Below are 20,154 nucleotides of genomic sequence, written 5' to 3'. Positions count from 1 at the left end.
CGTACCCTTCCCGCCCCTCCGACCAGGCGTTACGCCATCCGACTCCCGGCGGACCCACCCCCGGCGCCCTCCGGCAGCGCCCGCTCCAGCGCGTCGAAGGCGCGCCGGATCACCGCCTCCTGGTCAACGGCCACCGCGTCCGCGGAGTCACCCGCCAGCGCCCGGGCCGCGGCTTGCGTGTACGCCGCCCGGCACCCGGCGATGATCAGCGCCGCGGCCAGCCGGTGGTCGTACCCGGGCCGTTCGGCATCGCCCCCGGCGGCCTCGGCCAGCAGCCCGGCCAGCGTGCCCTCGATCTCCTCGACCGCCTCACGCGCCCGCGCCCGGAGCGCCGGCGCGTCCAGCACCGTGCGCCAGAAGTACTCGAACCCCTCCCCCACCGCACCCAGCGGATGCCGCCGCGCCAGCAGGTCGAGCAGCAGCCGGCGCAGCGCGGCCAGCGGCGACTCGTCCGCGCCGCGCCCGCGGACCGCGCGGACGATCAGCTCCACGGCCTCCGGGATCCGGTCGAGGAAGAGGTCCTCCTTCCGCGGGAAGTAATTGAAGACCGTCATCGTGGACACCTCGGCGGCGCGGGCGACCTCGGCCACGGTGACGTTGTCGAAGCCGCGCTCGATGAAGAGCAGCGTCGCCTCCCCGGAGATCCGCTGCCGGGTGCGCAGCTTCTTGCGCTCGCGCAGCGTCAGCCGGCCGTTCTCCTCCGCGCACCCGGCCTCCGGCCCGGCACCGGCCGCCGCACCGCCGCCCCGCTCGTTCTCCGCCACCAAGCCTCCCACCTGCCGAGGAACCGTTCCCGAAAAATTGTAGCCGGAACAAATTTTTAGTCACTACACTGACGCTCATGACACATGACGCAGACGTAGTCGTGGTGGGGGGCGGCCCGGTGGGGCTGATGCTCGCCTGCGAACTGGCACTGGCAGATGTCCGGGTCACCGTCCTGGAACGGCTGACCGACGTGGACCCGACGATCAAGGCGGGGGCCATCAACTCCCCCAGCGCGGAAGCCTTCTACCGGCGCGGGCTGCTGCCCGCCCTCCGGGAGGTGCAGGACGCCGCGATGGAGCGGTTCAGCTCCTTCATGCGGCAGCGGCAGGCCGCCGGCGTCTCCGGGGTGACGCCGGCGCCCCGGTTCGCCGGGCACTTCGCGGGCATCATGCTGCGCGGCGACCTCCTGGACGAGTCCGACCCGGACTTCGGCACGCCCGGTCCCGCCGCCGAGGTCGGCCTCATCCCCCAGGACGCCCTGGAGCGCGTGCTCGCCGCCCGCGCCGCCGAGTCGGGCGTCACCCTGCGCCGCGGGGTGACGCTGACCGGCTTCGACACCGAGGAGGACGGTGTCACCGTCCACACCTCGGAGGGGTCGCTGCGCACCGGCTGGCTGGTGGGCTGCGACGGCGGTCGCAGCACGGTGCGCCGGCTCGCCGGATTCCCGTTCCCCGGTACGGACCCGGAGATCACCGGCCATCAGGCCGTCGTGGAGATGACCGGCTCCGAAGCCCTGGGCGCCGGCTGGAACTGGACCGAGACCGGCACCTACGTCCACGGGCCGACGCCCGGCCGGATCCTCACCGTGGAGTTCGACGGACCGCCCGCGGACCGTGACGCGCCCATCACCGCCGAGGAGTTGCAGACCTCGCTGCGCCACGTCTCCGGCGTCCAGGACGTCACGATCACCAAGGTGCACACGGCCACCCGCTTCACCGACAACGCCCGCCAGGTGCCCGAGTACCGGCGCGGCCGGGTGCTGCTGGCCGGCGACGCGGCGCATGTCCACTCGCCGTTCGGCGGCCAGGGCCTCAACCTCGGCATCGGCGACGCGATGAACCTCGGCTGGAAGCTGGCCGCCACGGTGCACGGCTGGGCTCCGGAGGGGCTGCTCGACACGTACACCGCCGAGCGGCACCCCATAGGCGCCTGGGTGCTGGAGTGGACCCGGGCCCAAGTGGCGCTGATGCGGCCCGAATCCCACGCCCGGGCGCTGCGCGAGGTGATCGCGGAACTGTCGCTGACCAGCGCCGCCACCACCTTCTTCGCCAAGAAGATCTCCGGCGTCTGGCAGCGCTACGACCTGCCCGGCAGCCATCCGCTGACCGGCCGGACCGCCCCCGACCTGGAGCTGTCCGACGGCAGCCGGCTCGCGGACCACCTGCACGGCGGCCAGGGCCTGTTGCTCGACCTGACCGGCGACCCCGACCTGCCCAAGCGCGCGACGGGCTACGGCCGCCGGGTGCGGGTCCTGACGGCCGACTGCCCGCAGCGGCCGGAGCTGGCCGGCCTGCTGGTGCGTCCGGACGGCTGCACCGCCTGGGCCGCCGGCGCCCCGGGGGCGTACGACGAGCTGGACGCGGCACTGCGGCGGTGGTTCGGCGTGCCCGACGGCGCGGTGGCCTGAGGGAAACGGGCGCCGGCGGGGCCGGTGCGGGGCGCGGCGCCCCGGCGGGAGGGGGCCCGGGGGCTTCGGACGGCCCCCTGGGCATCGCACCACGGGGGCGGCGCCCCGCCCGCCGCTTCCGCGCCCTGCGCACCACCCGCGCCGCCGGCACCACCCCGCATCCGCCCGGACCGCCGCCGGCCGACTCCCGAACTCGCCTTCCTGGCGCTAGCGTCGGAGCATGACCACCCCTGACTTCCCACGCGATGTGGCCGCTGTCCACGAGGCCACCGACCGGCTCCTGATCTCGCTGAGCAAGCTCGACGACGACGCGATCGGCGAACCGTCCCTGCTGCCCGGCTGGACCCGCGGCCATGTCCTGGCCCATCTGGCACGCAACGCGGACGCGCTGGTCAACCTCCTGACCTGGGCCCGTACGGACGTCCGCACCCCGATGTACGCCAGCGCGGCGGCGCGCGACGGCGATATCGAGCGGGACGCCGACCGCCCGCTGGCGGCCCATCTGGAGGACCTGCGGGAGAGCGCGGCCCGGTTCGCGGCGGCGGCGCAGGCGCTTCCGGAAGAGCGCCGGGCGTTCCGGGTCGAGATGCGCAACGGCGTGGTCGAGCGGGCCGACCGGCTGGCGCTGCGCCGGCTGGCAGAGGTCGAGCTGCACCACGTCGACCTCGGTGTCGGCTACGCCGTGGAGCAGCTGCCGCCCGCCTTCCTGGACAGCGAGCTGGACTTCCTGGCCGCCGTGAAATTCGCCGGGCATCCGGCACTGCCCGCCCTGGAGCTGCGGACCGGCGACGGCCGCACCTGGCGCACCGGCTCCGGTGACGGCACCGAGGCCGCGCCCGTGGTGGTGACCGGCCCGGCCGCCTCCCTGGTCGGCTGGCTGACGGGGCGTGCCGACGGTGCAGGACTGGACACCCAGGGCTCGCCGTTGCCGGTCGTCCCGCCGCTCTAGAGTTGATCCCATGGGTTACAGCGGAGCAGTGAAGGTCGGCGGACCGGCCGACGTGCATGAGCTATCCGACCTGATGATCTCGAAGGTCGCGGTCGGTCCGATGAACAACAACGCCTATGTGCTGCGGTGCCGTGCGACCGACGAGCAGCTGCTGATCGACGCCGCCGCCGAACCGCACACCCTCCTCACCCTGATCGGCGACAGCGGCCTCGCGTCCGTGGTCACCACGCATCAGCACGGCGACCACTGGGGCGCGCTGCGCGAGGTGGTCGATGCGACGGGTGCGCGGACGTACGCGGGGCGGTACGACGCCGAGGGGATCCCGGTCCCCACGGACGTCCTGCTCGACGACGGCGACACGGTCACGGTGGGCCGCGTCACGCTGACCGCGCGCCATCTGGCCGGGCACACCCCGGGCAGCGTCGCGCTGGTCTACGACGACCCGCACGGCGCTCCGCACCTGTTCACCGGGGACTGCCTGTTCCCCGGCGGCGTCGGCAACACCTGGGGCAGCGCCGAGCGGTTCACCAGCCTGCTCGACGACGTGGAGACCAAGCTCTTCGACCGGCTGCCGGACGAGACCTGGGTCTATCCGGGCCACGGCGCCGACACCACGCTCGGCGCCGAACGGCCGCATCTCGTGGAGTGGCGCGAGCGCGGCTGGTAGCGGCGGAGCCCGCAATTCCGGGCCCGACGGCGGAAATCCGGCCGGCGGGCCCGGTGCGTCAGCCGCGGACCTGCTCGCCGGCCGCCACGGCCGCCGGGTCCTGCCCGGCCGCCGCATCGGCCGCCGCCTGCCGCTTCGAGGCCCGCAGGCTGGTGACGGTCGTGACGACCAGCACCGCGCAGATGACGCCCAGCGAGACCGGGATGCTGATCTCCGGGACGGCCACCCCGGACTCGTGCAGGGCGTGCAACACCAGCTTGACGCCGATGAACCCCAGGATGACCGACAGGCCGTACGAGAGGTGGACCAGCTTCTTCAACAGCCCGCCGATCAGGAAGTACAGCTGCCGCAGGCCCATCAGGGCGAAGGCGTTGGCCGTGAAGACGATGTACGGGTCCTGGGTGAGGCCGAAGATCGCCGGGATGGAGTCCAGCGCGAACAGCACATCGGTGGTGCCGATCGCCAGCATGACGATCAGCATCGGCGTCATCAGCCGGCGGCCGTTCTCGACCACGAACAGCTTGGTGCCGTGGTAGCGGTCGGTCGACGGGAAGCGCCGCTCGACCGCCTTCAGGAAGCGGTTCTCCTCGAACTCCTCGTCCTCCTCCCCGGCGCGCGCCTCCTGGATGAGCTTCCACGCGGTCCAGATGAGGAACGCGCCGAAGAGGTAGAACACCCACGAGAAGTTGGCGATGATCGCGGCGCCCGCGCCGATGAAGCCGGCCCGCAGTACGAGGGCGATCAGCACGCCGACCATCAGCACCCGCTGCTGGTAGATCGCCGGCACCGCGAACTTGCCCATGATCAGGACGAAGACGAAGAGGTTGTCGACGCTCAGCGACTTCTCGGTGATGAAGCCCGCGAAGAACTCGCCGGCCGGCGCGCCCCCGCCGAACACCAGCAGGCCGAGCCCGAACAGCGCGGCGAGCGCGACCCAGACCGCGGTCCAGATTCCGGCCTCCTTGAGGGAGACCTCATGGGGTCTGCGTCCGCCGATGAAGAAATCGACGGCGATCAGGGCACCCAGACCGAGGAAGGTCAGCACCCACAGGGTCAGGGAAACGTCCACTGCTCCTCCGGCATGGTCGTACGGCACACACAGCGTCGTCGCTGCCGGGGGTCTCGGGCCCCTCGCACAAAGAAGAGTAAAGGAAAGCCATGAGACAGTAAAGGAAAACCCAAAACACCTGTTCAAGTGGGGTGCGGTGGGCAGGGTTCCCTGCCCGGACAGGTACGGGTGCCGTCATCAGAGCCGGCACGGGTGCCGGTGCCGTCCTCGGGGGTGCGCCCCGAGGACGGACCCCGTCGGCAGGCCCCCCATCGGGCGGCGGGCCCCATCAGCCGGACGGCCGCCAGGTCGGCGCACGGTCGTCGAAGCCGTGCGGGAGCCATGGACGATCAGCGGACGCGCGCCTGGATCGCCATCCGGCGCCAGCGCGTCCGCGGCGCGAGGGCGCACCGCCATCTGGCGCAGACCCGCCCGCCGGGCCGCGCCAGCGCCCAGAGCGTGGCCGGCCGTGGCAGCCGGCGGGCGTGCCCCCTTGCCCCCTACTTCACTCCGGCCTCCCTCATCTGCCGCAGCTCCTTCTTCAGTTCGCCCACCTCGTCACGGAGCCGGGCGGCGACCTCGAACTGCAGCTCGGCCGCGGCGGCCCGCATCCGCTCCGTCATCTCCTCGATCATCTCGGCGAGTTCGGCGGCGGGGCGGTCCGTCAGGGGCGCGGCGGCCTTGCCGCCCTTGCCCTTCGCCGCCTTGCCGGCCTTCCCGCCGAGCGCCGGGACGGGTGCCTTGGTCTTGCCGTCCTTGGCGTCGGCGCCCTTGCGGTAGCCGGAGCCCAGCAGCTCCTGGGTGTCGATCTCCTCGCGGGCGATGGTGGCGACGATGTCGCCGATCTTCTTGCGGAGCGGCTGCGGGTCGATGCCGTTCGCCTTGTTGTACGCGAGCTGCTTCTCGCGGCGGCGGTTGGTCTCCTCGATGGCCTTCTCCATCGCCGGGGTGACCTTGTCGGCGTACATGTGCACCTGGCCGGAGACGTTCCGCGCCGCGCGGCCGATCGTCTGGATCAGTGCCGAACCGGACCGCAGGAAGCCCTCCTTGTCGGCGTCCAGGATGGCCACCAGGGAGACCTCGGGCAGGTCCAGTCCCTCCCGGAGGAGGTTGATGCCCACCAGGACGTCGTACTCCCCCGCCCGCAGCTCGCGCAGCAGCTCCACGCGCCGCAGGGTGTCCACATCGCTGTGCAGATAGCGGACCTGGATGCCGAGCTCCAGGAAGTAGTCCGTCAGGTCCTCGGCCATCTTCTTGGTGAGGGTGGTGACGAGGACGCGCTCGTCCTTCTCGGTGCGCTTGCGGATCTCGTGCACCAGGTCGTCGATCTGCCCGTCGGTGGGCTTGACGACCACCTCCGGGTCGACCAGGCCGGTCGGCCGGATGATCTGCTCCACGAAGCCGTCGCCGCGGGCGAGCTCGTAGGGGCCGGGCGTCGCGGACAGATAGACGGTCTGGCCGATGCGCTCCAGGAACTCCTCCCACTTCAGCGGTCGGTTGTCCAGGGCGGACGGGAGTCGGAAGCCGTGCTCGACGAGGGTCCGCTTGCGGGAGGCGTCGCCCTCGTACATGGCGCCGATCTGCGGGACGGTGACATGCGACTCGTCGATGACCAGCAGGAAGTCGTCCGGGAAGTAGTCGATGAGGGTGTTGGGCGCGGAGCCCGGTTCGCGGCCGTCCATGTGCATCGAGTAGTTCTCGATGCCCGAGCAGGAGCCGATCTGGCGCATCATCTCGATGTCGTAGGTGGTGCGCATCCGCAGCCGCTGGGCCTCCAGCAGCTTGCCCTGCTTCTCCAGGGTGGCGAGCCGGTCCGCCAGCTCCGCCTCGATCCCGGCGACGGCCCTCTCCATGCGCTCGGGGCCCGCGATGTAGTGGCTGGCGGGGAAGATGTAGAGCTGCTGGTCGTCGCTGATGACCTCGCCGGTCAGCGGGTGGAGGGTGGACAGCGCCTCGATCTCGTCGCCGAACATCTCGATCCGTACGGCCAGCTCCTCGTAGACCGGGAAGATCTCGATGGTGTCGCCGCGGACCCGGAACGTGCCGCGGGTGAACGCCATGTCGTTGCGGGTGTACTGGATGTCGACGAAGCGGCGCAGCAGCTGGTCGCGGTCGATCTCGTCGCCGACCTTCAGGGGCACCATCCGGTCGACGTACTCCTGCGGCGTGCCCAGGCCGTAGATGCAGGACACCGACGCGACCACGACGACGTCGCGCCGGGTGAGCAGCGAGTTCGTCGCGGAGTGGCGCAGCCGTTCGACCTCCTCGTTGATGGAGGAGTCCTTCTCGATGTACGTATCGGACTGGGGGACGTACGCCTCGGGCTGGTAGTAGTCGTAGTAGGAGACGAAGTACTCGACGGCGTTGTTCGGGAGCAGCTCGCGGAATTCGTTGGCGAGCTGCGCCGCGAGGGTCTTGTTGGGCGCCATCACGAGGGTGGGGCGCTGCAGCTTCTCGATCATCCACGCGGTGGTCGCCGACTTGCCGGTGCCGGTCGCACCCAGCAGGACGACGTCCTTCTCACCCCCGCGGACGCGCCGCTCCAGCTCGGCGATGGCCGCCGGCTGGTCACCACTGGGCTGGTACGAGCTGACGACCTCGAAAGGCGCCACCGTGCGTTCGATCTTTGATACAGGCCGCATGGGGTCCACCGTACGACCCGCCACTGACAATCGGCGTCACACATGCTCTGACCTGCGTTTTTGTGAGGGGGATGACGGGCAGAGGCGAGCTGCGGCGGCGCGCCGGCCGGCCGGGGCGCCGCCGGTTCCCGCTCCCGGTCGCCCCGGCCGATCCGCCGCCGGACCCGCACGCCCGGTCACGGCACGACCGGCCACGGAGCCGGCAGGGCCCCCGCCGCCGCATCCGGCCGGCGCGCTACGCCATCGGTGCGACGGGTAAAACCATTCAAGTGCGCGAAGGGTGACGATCTGTCGGCCGAGATGCGCGGATGCCGCGGCTCCGGCAAGTTGGACGACGTCGGGGCGTACGTCAGCTGCACGGTCATTCCGGGCATCCTGCGACTACGGCGCCCCGCACGGAACACCGGCCACTTCTCGTTCAGCGCCCGGCCACCGCCCGACTCCCCCGCTTCGGCCCGGCTGCGAGCCTCCATCCGTCCGCCCCCGTTCACCTCACTTCACGTCAGCTCACTTCCACGACGTCACGAGGAGTCCGTATGCGTATTCGCCCCGTCACCACCGTTGCCACCGGTGCGCTCATGGGTCTGTCCGCGCTCGTCCTCTTGCCGGCCGATGCCCAGGCCGCGTCCCATGGGCACCCGCCGGTGGTGGTCGGCCACCGCGGCGCCGCGGCGTACGCGCCCGAGAACACCCTCGCCTCGATCGACACGGCCCGCCGGCTCGGCATCACCTGGGTCGAGAACGACGTCCAGCGCACCAAAGACGGACAGCTGGTCGTCCTGCACGACACCTCGCTGGCCAGGACGACCAACGTCAGGAAGCTGTTCCCGCGCCGCTCCCCGTGGAACGTCGGTACCTTCACGCTCCGCGAGATCGAGAAACTGGACGCGGGCAGCTGGTTCGGCGCGAAGTTCAAGGGCGTGCGGGTGCCCACCCTCAGGAAGTACCTGAACGAGGTCGACCACAACAGGCAGAGGCTGCTGATGGAGCTCAAGAACCCGGAGCTCTACCCGGGCATCGAGCGCCAGGCCCTCCAGGAGCTGCGCCACGACGGCTGGCTGGACCGGCGGCACATCAAGCACCGTCTGATCGTCCAGAGCTTCAACGCCGACAGCCTCAAGAAGGTCCACCAGTTGAACCCGGCCCTCACCACGGGCTTCCTCGGCAGCCCCCCGGTGGCCGACCTCCCCAAGTACGCGAAGTTCTGCGACCAGATCAACCCTCCGCACACGGCCGTCACCCACCAGTACGTGCACGCCGTGCACGCGCTGAGGGGCCCGCACCGCTACCGTCTGGACCTCTTCGCCTGGACCGTCGACGACCGCCCGTCCACCCTCAAATACGCCGACCTGGGTGTCGACGGGATCATCAGCAACAAGCCCGACGTGGTGCGCGACGCGCTGGACGACGGCGACGACTGAGCGCGCCGGGGCGCCGGCCGCCGGTCCGTTCCCGGCCGCGTTGTCGGTGGCGCGCCCTACCCTGATCACGTGACGAACTCAGAGCAGGTTCCAGCCCCGGCGACGTCGCCGGACACGGGTCCGGAGGCGGCCCGCCCGGCCCGCCGCGACTGGGGCTGGAAACGCGTCGAGACCCCCATCGGGCCGCTGCTGCTGGCGGCGACCCGGGAGGGGCTGGCCCAGGTCGTGTTCCATGCCGACGAGCGCGTGGCCCGGCGCGCGCAGGCCCGCCTGGAGCACGCCTTCGGCGGGCCGCCGGCCTCGGGGATACCCCATCTGGCGACGGCCGCCGCCGAGCTCGGCGCGTACTTCGCCGGTGAGCTGCGGGCCTTCACCGTCCCGCTGGACTGGTCGCTGTCCTCCGGGTTCCACGCACGGGTGCTGCACGCACTGGCCGACGGCGTCCCCTACGGCAGCGTGGTCGGCTACCAGGACCTCGCCGACCGGGTCGGGGAGCCGGGCGCCGCCCGTGCGGTGGGTGCGGCTATGGGCTCCAATCCGCTCCCGGTGGTCGTCCCGTGCCATCGTGTGGTGGCCAGCGACGGCGGTATCGGCGGCTTCGGCGGGGGTCTGGAGACCAAGCGGCTGCTGCTGGCCCTGGAGGGCGTCCTCCCGGCCCCCCTCTTCTGACCCCTTCTCCTCTCTTCCGATCAATTCCGCCCCCTCCTGATCCCGCCCGTTCCTCGCGGAGACCGTTCCGTGAGCCGAAAACCGCTCCATGAAGGGCCGTGCCATGTCCCGTCAGATCGCCCTGCTCCGCGGCATCAACGTGGGGGGCCACAATTCCTTCCCCAAGGCCCGCCAGCTGGAGCTGGCGCGGTCCCTGGGCTTCGAGGACGTCCAGGTGCTGCTGCAGACCGGGAACATCGTCTTCGCCGACCCCGGCACAACGCCCGAGGAGACGGCCCGGGCGATCGAGGCGCGGATCTCCGCCGAGCTGGGCCTGTCCGTGCCGGTGGTCGTGCGGACCCGCGACGAGCTGGCCGCCGCGGTCGCCGCGAACCCCTTCCCGCTGGCTGTTCCGGAGCCCAAGAGCCTGCATGTGACGTTTCTGTCGGCGGTGCCGTCCGACACGGCCAGGCTGGACGCGCTCGACCCCACCGCCTTCGCTCCGGACCGGTTCCGGCTGGTCGGACGCGAGCTGTTCCTGTGGTGCCCCGATGGCGTCGGCCGCTCCAAGCTGGCCGAGGCGGTGGGCCGCGCACGGCTCGGGGTGACGGCCACGGCGCGCAACTGGAACACCGTCACCAGGATCCTCGCGCTGGCCGACGCCTGACCCGGCCGGCGCCCGTTCCCCGGGCGCGCGTCCCGGGGCCGGCCGCGGAGTGCGGGAGCGGCCCCGGTACGGCGCCTCGGCGGTCCCTCAGCGCCAGCCGTAGACCTCGCGCAGCCGGTTGGTGACGAGGTGGAAGCGCCCCCGGTCCAGTGCGCACGCCTCACGGCGCATCCCCGCCGGGTGCACCCGCAGCACCCGGTCCACGGCGATCCAGGAGTCGCGCCCCTCGCGGTCCCAGGGGCCGGAGCCGATGGCCACCCAGTCCCGGTCGTCGTTGTGCCGCTTGCTGGACAGCTGCACGGCCAGCAGTGTCCCGGCGGCCTCCCGGGCCACGACCAGTACCGGCCGGTCCTTGCCCCGGCCGTCGTTCTCCTCGTAGGGGACCCAGGTCCAGACGATCTCGCCGGGGTCCGGGGCGCCGTCCGGGTCGGGGGCGTAGGTCATCGTCACGGCGCCGACGGCGCGTGGCCGGGCCTCCACGGTCGCGGTGGGGCCCTGGCTGCCGGGCGGCGGGTGTACGCCGCCGGCCGAGGGTGAGTGGAGCGAGTTGGATGCAGTCACCCCCTCACGCTAGCCGCCTCGCCGAACCCGCTGTTCAGCGGCGTGCGTTCGGCCGCTCGCGGTCGATTGTCAGTGGTCGCCCGTACGGTTTTTCACAACGGGGGGCGGTCGCTGCGACCGCCCGGGAGGGAGCGCCATGTCCGAGACCACGACGTATCTGGAGCTGTCCCAAGAGGGCGGCGGAGCGCACAAGTTCTATGAGGTAGCGGTGCACGACACCGTCGTCTCGGTGCGCTACGGACGCATCGGCGCGGCCGGTCAGTCGCAGACCTCGGCGTTCCCGACGCGGGAGAAGGCGCAGGCCGCGGCAGCCAGGAAGATCGGCGAGAAGATCCGCAAGGGCTATGCGCCGGCCGTCCAAGGGCAGCGCACCGCCCGGCCGGTGACGCGCCGCCAGGTCGGGTCGGCGCCGTCGACGGCGCGGGCGGTCGCGCCGGTGCTGTGGCGGTTCCGTACGGGCGCCGCCGCGTTCGGCATCCATGTCGCGGAGGACCGCTGCTGGGTGGGCAATCAGAACGGCGAGGTCTTCACGCTCGGCCACGACGGCGAGGTGCTGGCCCGCTATCAGCTCCCGGACGGCGTCAAGTGCCTGGTGGCGGACGACTTCTGGATCTACGCCGGCTGCGACGACGGGACGGTCTACGACCTCTCCTCCAAGCTCCCGTTCGCCGCCTACGTCATCGACCGGGACACCGACATCTTCTGGCTGGACATCCGCGAGGGCGTCCTCAACGTCGCCGACCGCAACGGCACGCTGACGGTGATCGACCACGAGGACGAGTACCAGTGGTCGCGCCGCAGCAGCGGTACCGACGCCTGGATGGTCCGGCGCGACGAGCACGCCGTCTACCACGGCCACCACCGCGGCGTGACGGCGTACGCGGCGGACGGCAGCGGCGAGTTGTGGCACACCCCGACCACCGGCGCCGTGCTGTTCGGCTGGCAGGAGGACGACGCCGTCTACGCGGGCACCGACCGGCGCGTCGTGCAGCGGCTGGCGAAGGGCGGCGGGGCGCTGGAGGCCACCTACCGCTGCGACGCGGTCGTGTACGCGTGCGCCACCGCCCCGGGCGGCCGGTATGTCTTCGCCGGCGACTCGGCCTCCTCCGTGTACTGCTTCGCCGCGGACGGCACCCGCCTGTGGAAGCTGGGCACCGGCGGCGGATCGGCGCTGTCGATGCAGTATCTGGACGAGAAGCTGTATCTGGTCACCACCGACGGCTCCCTGGTGTGCGTGGACGCGGGCGACGCGGCCGTCGCCGCCGCCCGCGCGGGCACCGTCCCGGTCGCCCGGGATGTGAAGTCGGCCGCCGCGCTGCCCACTTACACCCCGTCCGCGACGGTCGAGACGGTGACGCACGCCTCGGCCTCGGGGATCGTCGTGGAGTGCGTGCAGGAGGGCGGCCGCCTGCGGGTGCATGTGGTCTCCGAGGGCTACGAGCCGTCCTGGAACGTCCAGTTCCCGCGCCACATACGCCGGCCCGGGGTGCGGTACGTCGTCGAGGGGCTGTCCCCCGCCTCGGGCGGGTTCTACCGCGTGCGGGGCGAGATCCGGCAGCTCCGCTGAGGCCGCCCGGTCAGCCGGCCGGGCCGCTCCAGGCCAGCCGGAGCGGATCGTCGGCCCGTACGACGACATCCGCCGCTTCCTCGGGCCGGGTCTCGGCGTCGTAGCGCGCGAACGCCGGCAGTGTCCACCGTTCGCCCTCGGGGGTGCGGCGGGCGAGCGCGGCCGGCGACAGCTTCAGGTGCACGGAGAGATCGAAGGGAAACCAATGTCCGAGCAGCAGCGGACCGTGCAGCAACAGCACGCCACCGGGCGGCAGTTCGACGTACGCACTGCGCGTCGCGCGGTCCGCCACCGGATCCCACAGATCCGGCAGCACCCGCCCGGTGCCGCCCGGATCCAACGGCTGGAACACCTCGCGCCACAGGGCCTGCCGGTCGAACCACTCGTCGTGGTAGGCGTCCGGGTCCTCTCGCCCGTATTCCAGCCGGAGCGAGGCGGGGCGCAGAAAGCCGTGGGCGTCGGCCTTGTGCACCGGCCGCCCCCGGAGCCGCAACGCCTCGGCGAGCCGCCCGGCCATGTCTCCGGGGGACGCGGCGGGAGCCCCGTCGACCGCCACCCGCAGCCAGGGACTCCCGTCCTTCGCCGTCGTCGCGGCGATGCGCCCGGCGAGCGCTTCGGTCAGCCGTTCCCAGGTGATCGCTTCGAGCCGCACCCGGCCATTCTGCCCGGCCGCCGGGTGCCGGGCGCGCGGGGTCAGCCGGAGGGCGGCCGGTTACCCGACGTGCCGAGGATGACACCGGCCTGGATCACCGGTCCGTGCATCTCACCGCCGCTGATGGTGTTGTGGACGTCCCGCAGCGTGACGCCCTCCCACCGAGGGGCCACCTCGTCGAGCAGGGCCCGCAGTTCGGCCGCCGCTTCGGGGTCCTCGCTCAGCAGCCGCCGCAGCCGCGCCTGCCAGACCGCGGTCACCCCCGTCACCACGGCCTCGTCGCCGTCCTGGCGGGCGATGGCCACATCGGTGCTCGCCGCCTCCAACTGCTCCTCCAGGGCCGCGTCGTCGTCCGTGCCCCGGCGCCTGGCGAGGAAGGCCGCCATCCGCCGGCGGACCGTCGCCCAGCCCTCCGTGGCCATCTGCTGCACCAGCGTCGTCGCCCCCGCCGTGGCGAGCGCCACCAATTCCGCTTCCATCAGACCCCCTTGTACGTGGTGTGTGCGTGGTCCTGCTGCCGGTGCCACGGTAGAGAGGCGGGCCGCCTCATGAACAGCCGGTGGGCCGGGCGGCGCGGTTCAGGCGTCGTCCGCGGCCGGGCGGGCCGCTCCGTAGCGGCTGAGTTCGGCCGCCGCCTCCTTCGTCGCCTCGATCACGCTGTCGGGAGCCACCGGCATGACGGACTTGAGCTTGAGCAGCAGCACCGCTCCCATGATCGAGCCGTCCCACATGATGGGCGCCGCGCAGGAGTTCCAGCCGGCCATGCACTCCTCGTAGCCGAGCGCGTAGCCGAGGTCGCGGACCTCCGCCAGGGAGGCCAGCAGGGCGTCGTTGTCCCGGTAGACGCCGGGGCCGGCCTGTTCGGGGACGGGTTCGGCGAGCACCCGCTGCTGCAGGACCGCCGGCAGGTAGGCGAGGATCGTCCGCCCGGAGGCGCCGGTGCGCAGGGAGCGGGTCACGGACAGCACGTCGCGCGGCGTCATGCCCAGTTCGGCCAGGTCGGAATCGCCGACGGCCATGTCGACGCACTGCCGCTGCGCGCCGGAGAACGGCGCCACCATGTAGAGGAAGACCAGCCCGTTGGCGGTGGCCGCGCGCAGTTCGCGGAGCACCGTCTGGGCGCCGTCGAGGCGGTGGTCGAGGGCGGTGAAGGCGAGTTGGGCGGCGGAGGTCCGCAGCCGGTAGAGGCCGCGGTCCACCCGCTCGAAGATCCGCTGGTAGATCCCGGACTGCAGGATCCGGTAGACGACGGAGTCGTCCAGGCCGGTGACCTCGGCGATCTCCCCCGGTCCGTGGGCGGATCCGCCGAGTTCGGCGAAGGCCGCCTGGACGAGGAAGACCCGCTCGGCATGGCTGGATCCGGACGTCCGGGAACCGGTGGACGGCGTGTTCCCGGACCGGCCGGCGTGTGGCGCGGCGTCCGGAGCCGTGGACTGCGCTGCCGTGATGCGACGGCCCATCGTGTGCTCTCTCCCCTGGCAGTGGTCCGCGCCCGAAGGCGCGCGGCATGTGCGGTGCGGGCCGCCCCGCGGCCCCTGTCGCGGGGGCTATCGGGCGACGTCGAGGGCGAGTTTCCCGGTCGGGGTGCGGGCGGCGAGGTCGTGGTGCGCCCGTGCCGCGTCCCCGAGGGCGTAGGTGGTGCCGGTCAGCGGCTTGAGGGAGCCGTCGGCGGCGGCGTCGAACAGCGCCCGCATGGAGGTGGGCAGTGCGGTGCGGTCCGCGTAGAGCTGGGGCAGCCAGAAGCCGGAGACGGTGATGGAGCGCTCCATCAGGTCCCGGGTGGACACGCTCGCCAGTTCGCCGCCGGCGAAGCCGTAGACGGCCAGTCGGCCGCGTGGGGCGACGGCGGCCAGGGTCCGGGCGAAGGTGGCGCCGCCGGTCATCTCCAGGGCCGTCTCGACGGGACCGCCGGCCGCTTCCAGGATGCGTTCCGTCAGGTCGGCGGCGGTCGAGTCGACCACGGCGTGGGCGCCCAGTTCCTCCACCAGCCTGCGCTTCTCGGCGGAGCCGGCGAGGCCGATGACCTTCGCGCCGGCGCGCGCGGCGAGTTGGACGGCCAGCGAGCCGACCCCGCCGGCCGCGGCCGGTACGACGACGGTCTCGCCCGCGGTGACGCGCAACGCGGTGAACAGCAGATGCCAGGCGCTGTTGCCCTGCAGGGCCAGCGCGACGGCCTGGGCGTCGGTGACGGCGTCGGGCACGTCCCAGGTGACGCGGCGGTGCAGCAGCGCCCGTTCCGCGTATCCGCCGCCGCGGGTGAGCCCGACGACGCGGCGTCCGCCGTCCGTCGTCCCGACGACCTCGTTGCCGGGGATGTACGGCAGCTCGACCGGCGCGAGGTAGGAGTCGCCGCGTACGTGCACGTCCGCGTAGTTGATGCCGGCCAGGGTCACGTCGACCGGCGTGTGCCCGCCGCGGGGCTCCGGCTCGGGGACGTCCTCCAGCCGCAGCACGTCCGGGCCGCCGAATTCTCGCATCACGATCGCGCGCACGACTCTCCCTCGGGTTCTCCAGTGCGGTGCTCGCACAGGGTAGGCACGGCGTCCACCGGACCGCGGCCACCCGATCATTTCGCGCCAACCATCCGGACTTTCTCGGACCAATGTCGTTCGCCTTCTGCCTCATTGCGATCGGCTTTCTCGCGTCGCGAGAAAAGAGCGAGGCGTTTTCCTCCCATTACGCCGTTTTGCTTCGGATCTACCCAGCGGTATACGGCGGATGGCTCCCACACATCCCTCACTCGCATTCGGGTACCGGAAGTGATCGCCGCCGCCTACGATCCGGTCGTGTGTCCGCCGTTGACCAGATGTGACGGCTGCGTTCCCCGGGGCGGAGCGCATTGCGCGAGGCAGTGGTGCTCACCCACCCCACCCGGTCTTCCGGGCGGGGAGTGGCGGAGGGCGTGGCCGGGCAGGTGGCGGGGCGGACACGGCCTGAGGGGGAATCATGATGGGGAAATCGGGGGGCGGCAGGCCGGCGTTCGCGCCGGCCTGCCGGGACCTACAGAGAGTTCTGCCGCTTCCACCGGCACCGCTGCGCATGTTGCGGACCGCGTCCGCTTCCCTGCCGTCGCTGACGGCGCACTTCACCGCCGCCACCGACGCCGTCATCGCCGCCGCGCGCCGCCGCCGCTCCCGGCCGTATGCCGCACCGCCCTTTCTGGACGCGGCCCGGTCCCACCCGGGAATCGCGCGCCACCGCCGAGAAGGGGACTGCCCATGAACGCGTCGAGCAGCACCGGCAGCGCCGGACTCCAGTTCACGCACCCGCATCTCGCCGTGGTCCTCGGCGGCGGCTTCACGGGCATGCTCGCCGCCGCGGCACTGTCCGAGCACGCCGATGTGATCGTGGTCGAGCGGGACCGGCTGCCGCGGACTCCCGCGCTGCCGACGGACCTTCCGCAGCCCCGGCACGCCCATTTGCTGGCGTCGGAGGGCGCCCGGGTCGTGGAGAGTGTGCTGCCCGGCACGGTCGAGGCATGGCTGGCCGAGGGAGCCCGCCGGATCGCGGTGCCGCCGGAGCCCGCCGCGTCCTCCGCGCAGGGCCGGTTAGGCCGCCGGGCGCGCCCGCGGTATGTGTTCGCCTGCTCCCGCGATCTGCTCGACCGGGTCATCCGCCGGCAGGTGCCGGCGCTCCCCGGGGTCACGGTGCTCGACGGCACGGAGGCGGAGCGGCTGACGGGCACCGGAGAGCATGTCACCGGGGTGCAGGTCCGCTCCACGACCACAAGCGAAACGTATCGTCTGGATGCCGACCTGGTCGTCGACGCCACCGGCCGCTGCTCCACCACTCCGGACCGGCTGGCGGCCCTGGGCCTGCCGGCCGCCCCGGAGGAGGTCCGGGACTTCGGGCTCGTCTCCGCGACCCGCATCTTCCGCGCGCCTCCCGGAGCGGACAACATCCCGGTGATCACCGCCCGTTCGGACCACGGCGCGCGCGTACTGGACGGTGAGCATGGCGGCCCGGCCCCGGAATGGCCGTATCCGACGCGGACGGCGACGCTGATGCCGATCGAGGACGGCCGCTGGCTGGTCACCCTCACCGGTGGCGGCACCGGCGGCGAACGGCCCTCGGAACGCGCCGACCGGTTCGTGCCGTTCGCCCGTGCGATCGGGGACTCGGTCATCGGTGACCTCATCGCCGACGCCGAGCCGCTGAGCGAGGTACGGCTGACCCGCGACACCGCCGCCCGCCGCCACCGCTACGAGCAACTGCCGTGCTGGCCCACCGGGTTCCTCGCCCTGGGCGGCGCGGTGGCCGCGGTCACCCCCGACTGCGGCCAGGGGCTGTCGGTCGCCGCGCACGGCGCCGCCGCGCTGCGCGAGGCGGTGCGGCGATACGGCATGGACGACCCCTCGCTCGCCCGCCGCGTGCAGCAGGCCATCGGCCGTATCGTGCAGGCACCCTGGGACCTGGCCACCGGCGAGGCCGTCTCCTCCGGCACCGGCGAGCCGTCGCCGCCCCCGGCCTCCCGCTTCGTACGCGGTGCCCTGCACGGCGTGCTGGGCGGCACCGGCGGCCGGCCACCGGTCTGCCGCGCCTACGTCGATGTGGTGACCCCCGCCGCTCCCGTGGCCCGGCTGCCGCGCCCGGTGGCCCCGGCTTCCGTGCCATCCCCCGCCGCATCCCCGCCCGGGGTGCGATCACCGGGCTCGGGCACTCCCGGGGCGCCGTCCTCCGTCTCGGCCATGCTGGCCGCTTCGGCTGCCGCGGCCCGCGGGGGCGCCGCGCCCGGCCCGGCGCAGCCGTCGGCCGCCGCCGTGAGCGGCGACGAACCGGCTCCCCGGAGGCTGCCCCGTCCCCTCGGGTTCGGGCCGACCGGCCTGCGGCGGCGCATCGGCGGCGCGGGCCGGCGCAAGCCGGGCGGCGGCTGAGGTCGGGGCACCTGGCGGCCCCGTCGCGCGGGCCCTGAACTACGGTGGGTCGCCGGGAGACCTCCCCAGGGCAATGACGGCACCCCGCCCCGTCACGGCCAGTTCCTTCACCAGCAGGGGGTTGCGGACACCGGTGCTGCGCGCTAAACGAAACCTGGCCGCGAACCGCGAACCGCGAACCGCGAACCGCGAACCGCGAACCGCGAACCGCGAACCGCGAACCGGGGGCGGGTGCGCTTGCGAATGCCCGTGTGCGGAGGGCCGCGACACCGCTGAGGGGCTGCTGCCCCCGCTGCGGGTGCCCGTGGGCGAGGACCCCGAGCGCTGGCGGACGTTTCCCGGTGAGCGCCTCGTGGTGGCCGTCGCGCGGACCGTCACCTCCACCGTCCGGGTCCTCGACGTTCTCCGCCCGGTGCTGCGCGACGACTCGCGGGTCTCCCTGGTCTTCGCCTTCGACCCGACCTCGGCCTTCAACGACGGTGTGCACGACCTGCTCCGCTCGGTCGGTGCGCGCATCCTGCCCTGGCAGCAGTTCGCGCGGATCCGCCCCGACCTGATCATCACGGCCTCCGAGAACGCCGACCTCGCCGCGGCGCACCACACCGCGCCCGTCCTGGTCCTTCCGCACGGCGTCGGCTTCCACAAGGTCGTCCCGGACTCCCGCAGCGACCGCGACCGGCTCGCCGGGGTCGTACCGGACGCTCTGCTCCGCAGTGGCCGAGCCCGGCTCGCGGTCTCCCACCCGGACCAGGCCGCCCAGCTTGCCGCCGCCCATCCGGCGACCTCCGGGCAGACCCTCCTCGTCGGCGATCCCTGTTATGACGCACTGCTCGACGGGCGGGCCCTGCGCGCAGGCTACCGCCGGGCCCTCGGCGTCGGGGACGACCGGCGGCTGATCATGCTCAGCTCCACCTGGCGCGACGGCTCGGTCCTGGGCCGGGACGCCGGACTGCCTGCCCGGCTGCTGGCCGAACTCCCCCTGGACGACTACGCCGTCGCACTGATCACCCACCCCAACATCACCTCAGCCCACGGCCGTTACGCCCTCCACTCGCTCCTCGACTCGGCCCGTGCCGCGGGACTGCTGCTCGTCCCCCCGACAGCGGGCTGGCAGGCCACACTGCTCGCCGCCGACCTACTGATCGGCGACCACGGCTCGGTGACCTTCTACGGCGCCGCGCTCGGTACGCCCCTGCTGCTCGGTGCGTTCAGCGAGGACGAGGCGGTGGCGGGCACTCCCATGGCGGAGCTGGGCCGGATCGCGCCGCGGCTGGTCCCCGGGGCCCCGTTGCGACCCCAGATCGAACGGGCCCTCGCCACCGGGCAGCCGACCGGCGACGACACCGCCGACCGGCTGCGGAAGCTCGGCGAGAACGCCTTCGCCGCCCCGGGCCGCGCCCTGGACCTGCTGCGCACCGCCGTCTACGGCCTCCTGCGCCTGCCGGAACCCGCCGGTCCGCCACCCCCGCGCCGGGCACCGGAGCCGCCCGTTCCGCAAGGCCGTCCCGAGCCGGTCACCGCGACCTACCTGATCACCTCCCTCTCCGAAGAGCCGGACGGTCCACGGGTGTCGGTCGAGCGCACCCCGGCCGCCGTCGCCGCCCATGCGTCCGTGGAGCGGGCCGATGCTCCCGAAGGCTCGTTCCGGCATCTTTCGTGCGCGGACGACGAACAGGACCGGCAATGGCCGGAGAGCGCCTCCGTCCTGATCCGCCGCACACCGGCCGAGTGCACGGTGGCGGCCGACCGGTGGATCGAAGACACCCTTGCCCGCTACCCCGGCTGTCTGCTCGCCGCGGCCGCCGTCTCAGGCCGCGGCTGCCGGGTCGGCCTCGCCGACGGCCGGACGGTCGAGGTGTCCGCCACCGGCCTCATGGACGACGCCGCCGTGCTGGCCGCCGCTGTCTACGCCTGCCTGCGCGCGGGGCGCCCCCTGGACGGCCTGGTCGCCCTCTCTCTCGGCAACCGCACGGAGGACGCCGCCCTCCACCTCACCCGGCGCACCCACCGGCCGGGCGCCACCGGCTGACGGGTCAACTCCCCACACCCGCAGTGCAGTCCGGTCC

General features: G+C 72.8%; 18 protein-coding genes. 10 read left to right on the top strand and 8 right to left on the bottom strand.

The window, feature by feature from the left end:
• Window positions 1-29: 29 nt before the first annotated feature.
• Complete coding sequence (locus GR130_RS10250; protein WP_443043588.1) at window positions 30-764, bottom strand: TetR/AcrR family transcriptional regulator; 735 nt, start codon at window positions 762-764, stop codon at window positions 30-32.
• 77 nt (window positions 765-841) lie between these two features.
• Between GR130_RS10250 and GR130_RS10245 the strand changes: the two genes are divergently transcribed.
• The 3 genes from GR130_RS10245 to GR130_RS10235 all read left to right on the top strand — a co-directional run bounded on the left by GR130_RS10245 (window position 842) and on the right by GR130_RS10235 (window position 4,008).
• The gene (locus tag GR130_RS10245) at window positions 842-2,392 is read left to right on the top strand and encodes an FAD-dependent oxidoreductase (RefSeq protein ID WP_159504421.1); all 1,551 of its coding nucleotides are present in this window, start codon (window positions 842-844) and stop codon (window positions 2,390-2,392) included.
• Window positions 2,393-2,612: 220 nt separating this feature from the next.
• Complete coding sequence (locus GR130_RS10240; protein WP_159504420.1) at window positions 2,613-3,341, top strand: maleylpyruvate isomerase family mycothiol-dependent enzyme; 729 nt, start codon at window positions 2,613-2,615, stop codon at window positions 3,339-3,341.
• A gap of 10 nt (window positions 3,342-3,351) precedes the next feature.
• On the top strand, window positions 3,352-4,008 hold the full coding sequence (locus tag GR130_RS10235) for an MBL fold metallo-hydrolase (RefSeq protein ID WP_159504419.1): 657 nt from the start codon (window positions 3,352-3,354) through the stop codon (window positions 4,006-4,008).
• 58 nt (window positions 4,009-4,066) lie between these two features.
• Here the strand turns inward: GR130_RS10235 and GR130_RS10230 are convergent, their stop codons facing one another.
• Window positions 4,067-5,077 (bottom strand): TerC family protein, encoded by a 1,011-nt coding sequence (locus tag GR130_RS10230; RefSeq protein ID WP_159504418.1) that lies wholly within the window; start codon window positions 5,075-5,077, stop codon window positions 4,067-4,069.
• Window positions 5,078-5,556: 479 nt separating this feature from the next.
• The gene (gene uvrB / locus GR130_RS10225) at window positions 5,557-7,698 is read right to left on the bottom strand and encodes an excinuclease ABC subunit UvrB (RefSeq protein ID WP_159504417.1); all 2,142 of its coding nucleotides are present in this window, start codon (window positions 7,696-7,698) and stop codon (window positions 5,557-5,559) included.
• A gap of 536 nt (window positions 7,699-8,234) precedes the next feature.
• Between uvrB and GR130_RS10220 the strand changes: the two genes are divergently transcribed.
• The 3 genes from GR130_RS10220 to GR130_RS10210 all read left to right on the top strand — a co-directional run bounded on the left by GR130_RS10220 (window position 8,235) and on the right by GR130_RS10210 (window position 10,434).
• Entirely contained in the window at window positions 8,235-9,119 is an 885-nt protein-coding gene (locus GR130_RS10220; RefSeq protein WP_159504416.1) for a glycerophosphodiester phosphodiesterase, read from the top strand.
• A 69-nt stretch (window positions 9,120-9,188) separates the two neighbouring features.
• Entirely contained in the window at window positions 9,189-9,788 is a 600-nt protein-coding gene (locus tag GR130_RS10215) for a methylated-DNA--[protein]-cysteine S-methyltransferase (protein WP_159504415.1), read from the top strand.
• A 103-nt stretch (window positions 9,789-9,891) separates the two neighbouring features.
• Window positions 9,892-10,434: a DUF1697 domain-containing protein gene (locus GR130_RS10210; protein WP_159504414.1), complete on the top strand. Its 543-nt coding sequence runs from the start codon at window positions 9,892-9,894 to the stop codon at window positions 10,432-10,434.
• 87 nt (window positions 10,435-10,521) lie between these two features.
• Here the strand turns inward: GR130_RS10210 and GR130_RS10205 are convergent, their stop codons facing one another.
• Complete coding sequence (locus tag GR130_RS10205; protein ID WP_201305158.1) at window positions 10,522-10,914, bottom strand: type II toxin-antitoxin system PemK/MazF family toxin; 393 nt, start codon at window positions 10,912-10,914, stop codon at window positions 10,522-10,524.
• Between the two features lie 217 nt (window positions 10,915-11,131).
• On the opposite strand from GR130_RS10205, the gene GR130_RS10200 reads away from it, so the two are divergent.
• Window positions 11,132-12,562, top strand: a complete 1,431-nt coding sequence (locus tag GR130_RS10200; protein WP_159504412.1) for a WGR domain-containing protein — start codon at window positions 11,132-11,134, stop codon at window positions 12,560-12,562.
• Between the two features lie 10 nt (window positions 12,563-12,572).
• On the opposite strand, the gene GR130_RS10195 is transcribed toward GR130_RS10200, so the two are convergent.
• From GR130_RS10195 to GR130_RS10180, 4 genes are all read right to left on the bottom strand, one after another.
• Complete coding sequence (locus tag GR130_RS10195; protein WP_159504411.1) at window positions 12,573-13,214, bottom strand: uridine kinase; 642 nt, start codon at window positions 13,212-13,214, stop codon at window positions 12,573-12,575.
• Between the two features lie 41 nt (window positions 13,215-13,255).
• The gene (locus GR130_RS10190) at window positions 13,256-13,693 is read right to left on the bottom strand and encodes a hypothetical protein (RefSeq protein WP_159504410.1); all 438 of its coding nucleotides are present in this window, start codon (window positions 13,691-13,693) and stop codon (window positions 13,256-13,258) included.
• Between the two features lie 99 nt (window positions 13,694-13,792).
• On the bottom strand, window positions 13,793-14,674 hold the full coding sequence (locus GR130_RS10185; protein WP_159504409.1) for an IclR family transcriptional regulator domain-containing protein: 882 nt from the start codon (window positions 14,672-14,674) through the stop codon (window positions 13,793-13,795).
• Window positions 14,675-14,761: 87 nt separating this feature from the next.
• A complete protein-coding gene (locus tag GR130_RS10180; RefSeq protein ID WP_159504408.1) occupies window positions 14,762-15,706 on the bottom strand; it encodes a quinone oxidoreductase family protein in 945 nt (314 codons plus the stop codon).
• Between the two features lie 547 nt (window positions 15,707-16,253).
• Here GR130_RS10180 and GR130_RS10175 point away from each other — a divergent pair.
• The 3 genes from GR130_RS10175 to GR130_RS10165 all read left to right on the top strand — a co-directional run bounded on the left by GR130_RS10175 (window position 16,254) and on the right by GR130_RS10165 (window position 20,117).
• Complete coding sequence (locus tag GR130_RS10175; protein WP_159504407.1) at window positions 16,254-16,436, top strand: hypothetical protein; 183 nt, start codon at window positions 16,254-16,256, stop codon at window positions 16,434-16,436.
• Entirely contained in the window at window positions 16,433-18,088 is a 1,656-nt protein-coding gene (locus GR130_RS10170) for an NAD(P)/FAD-dependent oxidoreductase (protein WP_159504406.1), read from the top strand. The genes GR130_RS10175 and GR130_RS10170 overlap by 4 nt, the downstream gene beginning before the upstream one ends.
• A gap of 304 nt (window positions 18,089-18,392) precedes the next feature.
• Window positions 18,393-20,117, top strand: a complete 1,725-nt coding sequence (locus GR130_RS10165; protein ID WP_159504405.1) for a CDP-glycerol glycerophosphotransferase family protein — start codon at window positions 18,393-18,395, stop codon at window positions 20,115-20,117.
• Window positions 20,118-20,154 lie beyond the last annotated feature (37 nt).

The organism is Streptomyces sp. GS7, assembly GCF_009834125.1.
Lineage (GTDB): Bacteria > Actinomycetota > Actinomycetes > Streptomycetales > Streptomycetaceae > Streptomyces.
The sequence above is the reverse complement of the archived record's forward strand: the minus strand, read 5'-3'. Positions and strand labels throughout refer to the sequence as shown.

Bases quoted from the DNA above. Each gene is read 5' to 3' on its own strand.
- GR130_RS10245 (WP_159504421.1), top strand. From the start codon at position 842: ATGACACATGACGCAGACGTAGTCGTGGTGGGGGGCGGCCCGGTGGGG.
- GR130_RS10240 (WP_159504420.1), top strand. From the start codon at position 2,613: ATGACCACCCCTGACTTCCCACGCGATGTGGCCGCTGTCCACGAGGCC.
- GR130_RS10235 (WP_159504419.1), top strand. From the start codon at position 3,352: ATGGGTTACAGCGGAGCAGTGAAGGTCGGCGGACCGGCCGACGTGCAT.
- uvrB (WP_159504417.1), bottom strand. From the start codon at position 7,698: ATGCGGCCTGTATCAAAGATCGAACGCACGGTGGCGCCTTTCGAGGTC.
- GR130_RS10220 (WP_159504416.1), top strand. From the start codon at position 8,235: ATGCGTATTCGCCCCGTCACCACCGTTGCCACCGGTGCGCTCATGGGT.
- GR130_RS10210 (WP_159504414.1), top strand. From the start codon at position 9,892: ATGTCCCGTCAGATCGCCCTGCTCCGCGGCATCAACGTGGGGGGCCAC.
- GR130_RS10200 (WP_159504412.1), top strand. From the start codon at position 11,132: ATGTCCGAGACCACGACGTATCTGGAGCTGTCCCAAGAGGGCGGCGGA.
- GR130_RS10190 (WP_159504410.1), bottom strand. From the start codon at position 13,693: ATGGAAGCGGAATTGGTGGCGCTCGCCACGGCGGGGGCGACGACGCTG.
- GR130_RS10185 (WP_159504409.1), bottom strand. From the start codon at position 14,674: ATGGGCCGTCGCATCACGGCAGCGCAGTCCACGGCTCCGGACGCCGCG.
- GR130_RS10175 (WP_159504407.1), top strand. From the start codon at position 16,254: ATGTTGCGGACCGCGTCCGCTTCCCTGCCGTCGCTGACGGCGCACTTC.
- GR130_RS10170 (WP_159504406.1), top strand. From the start codon at position 16,433: ATGAACGCGTCGAGCAGCACCGGCAGCGCCGGACTCCAGTTCACGCAC.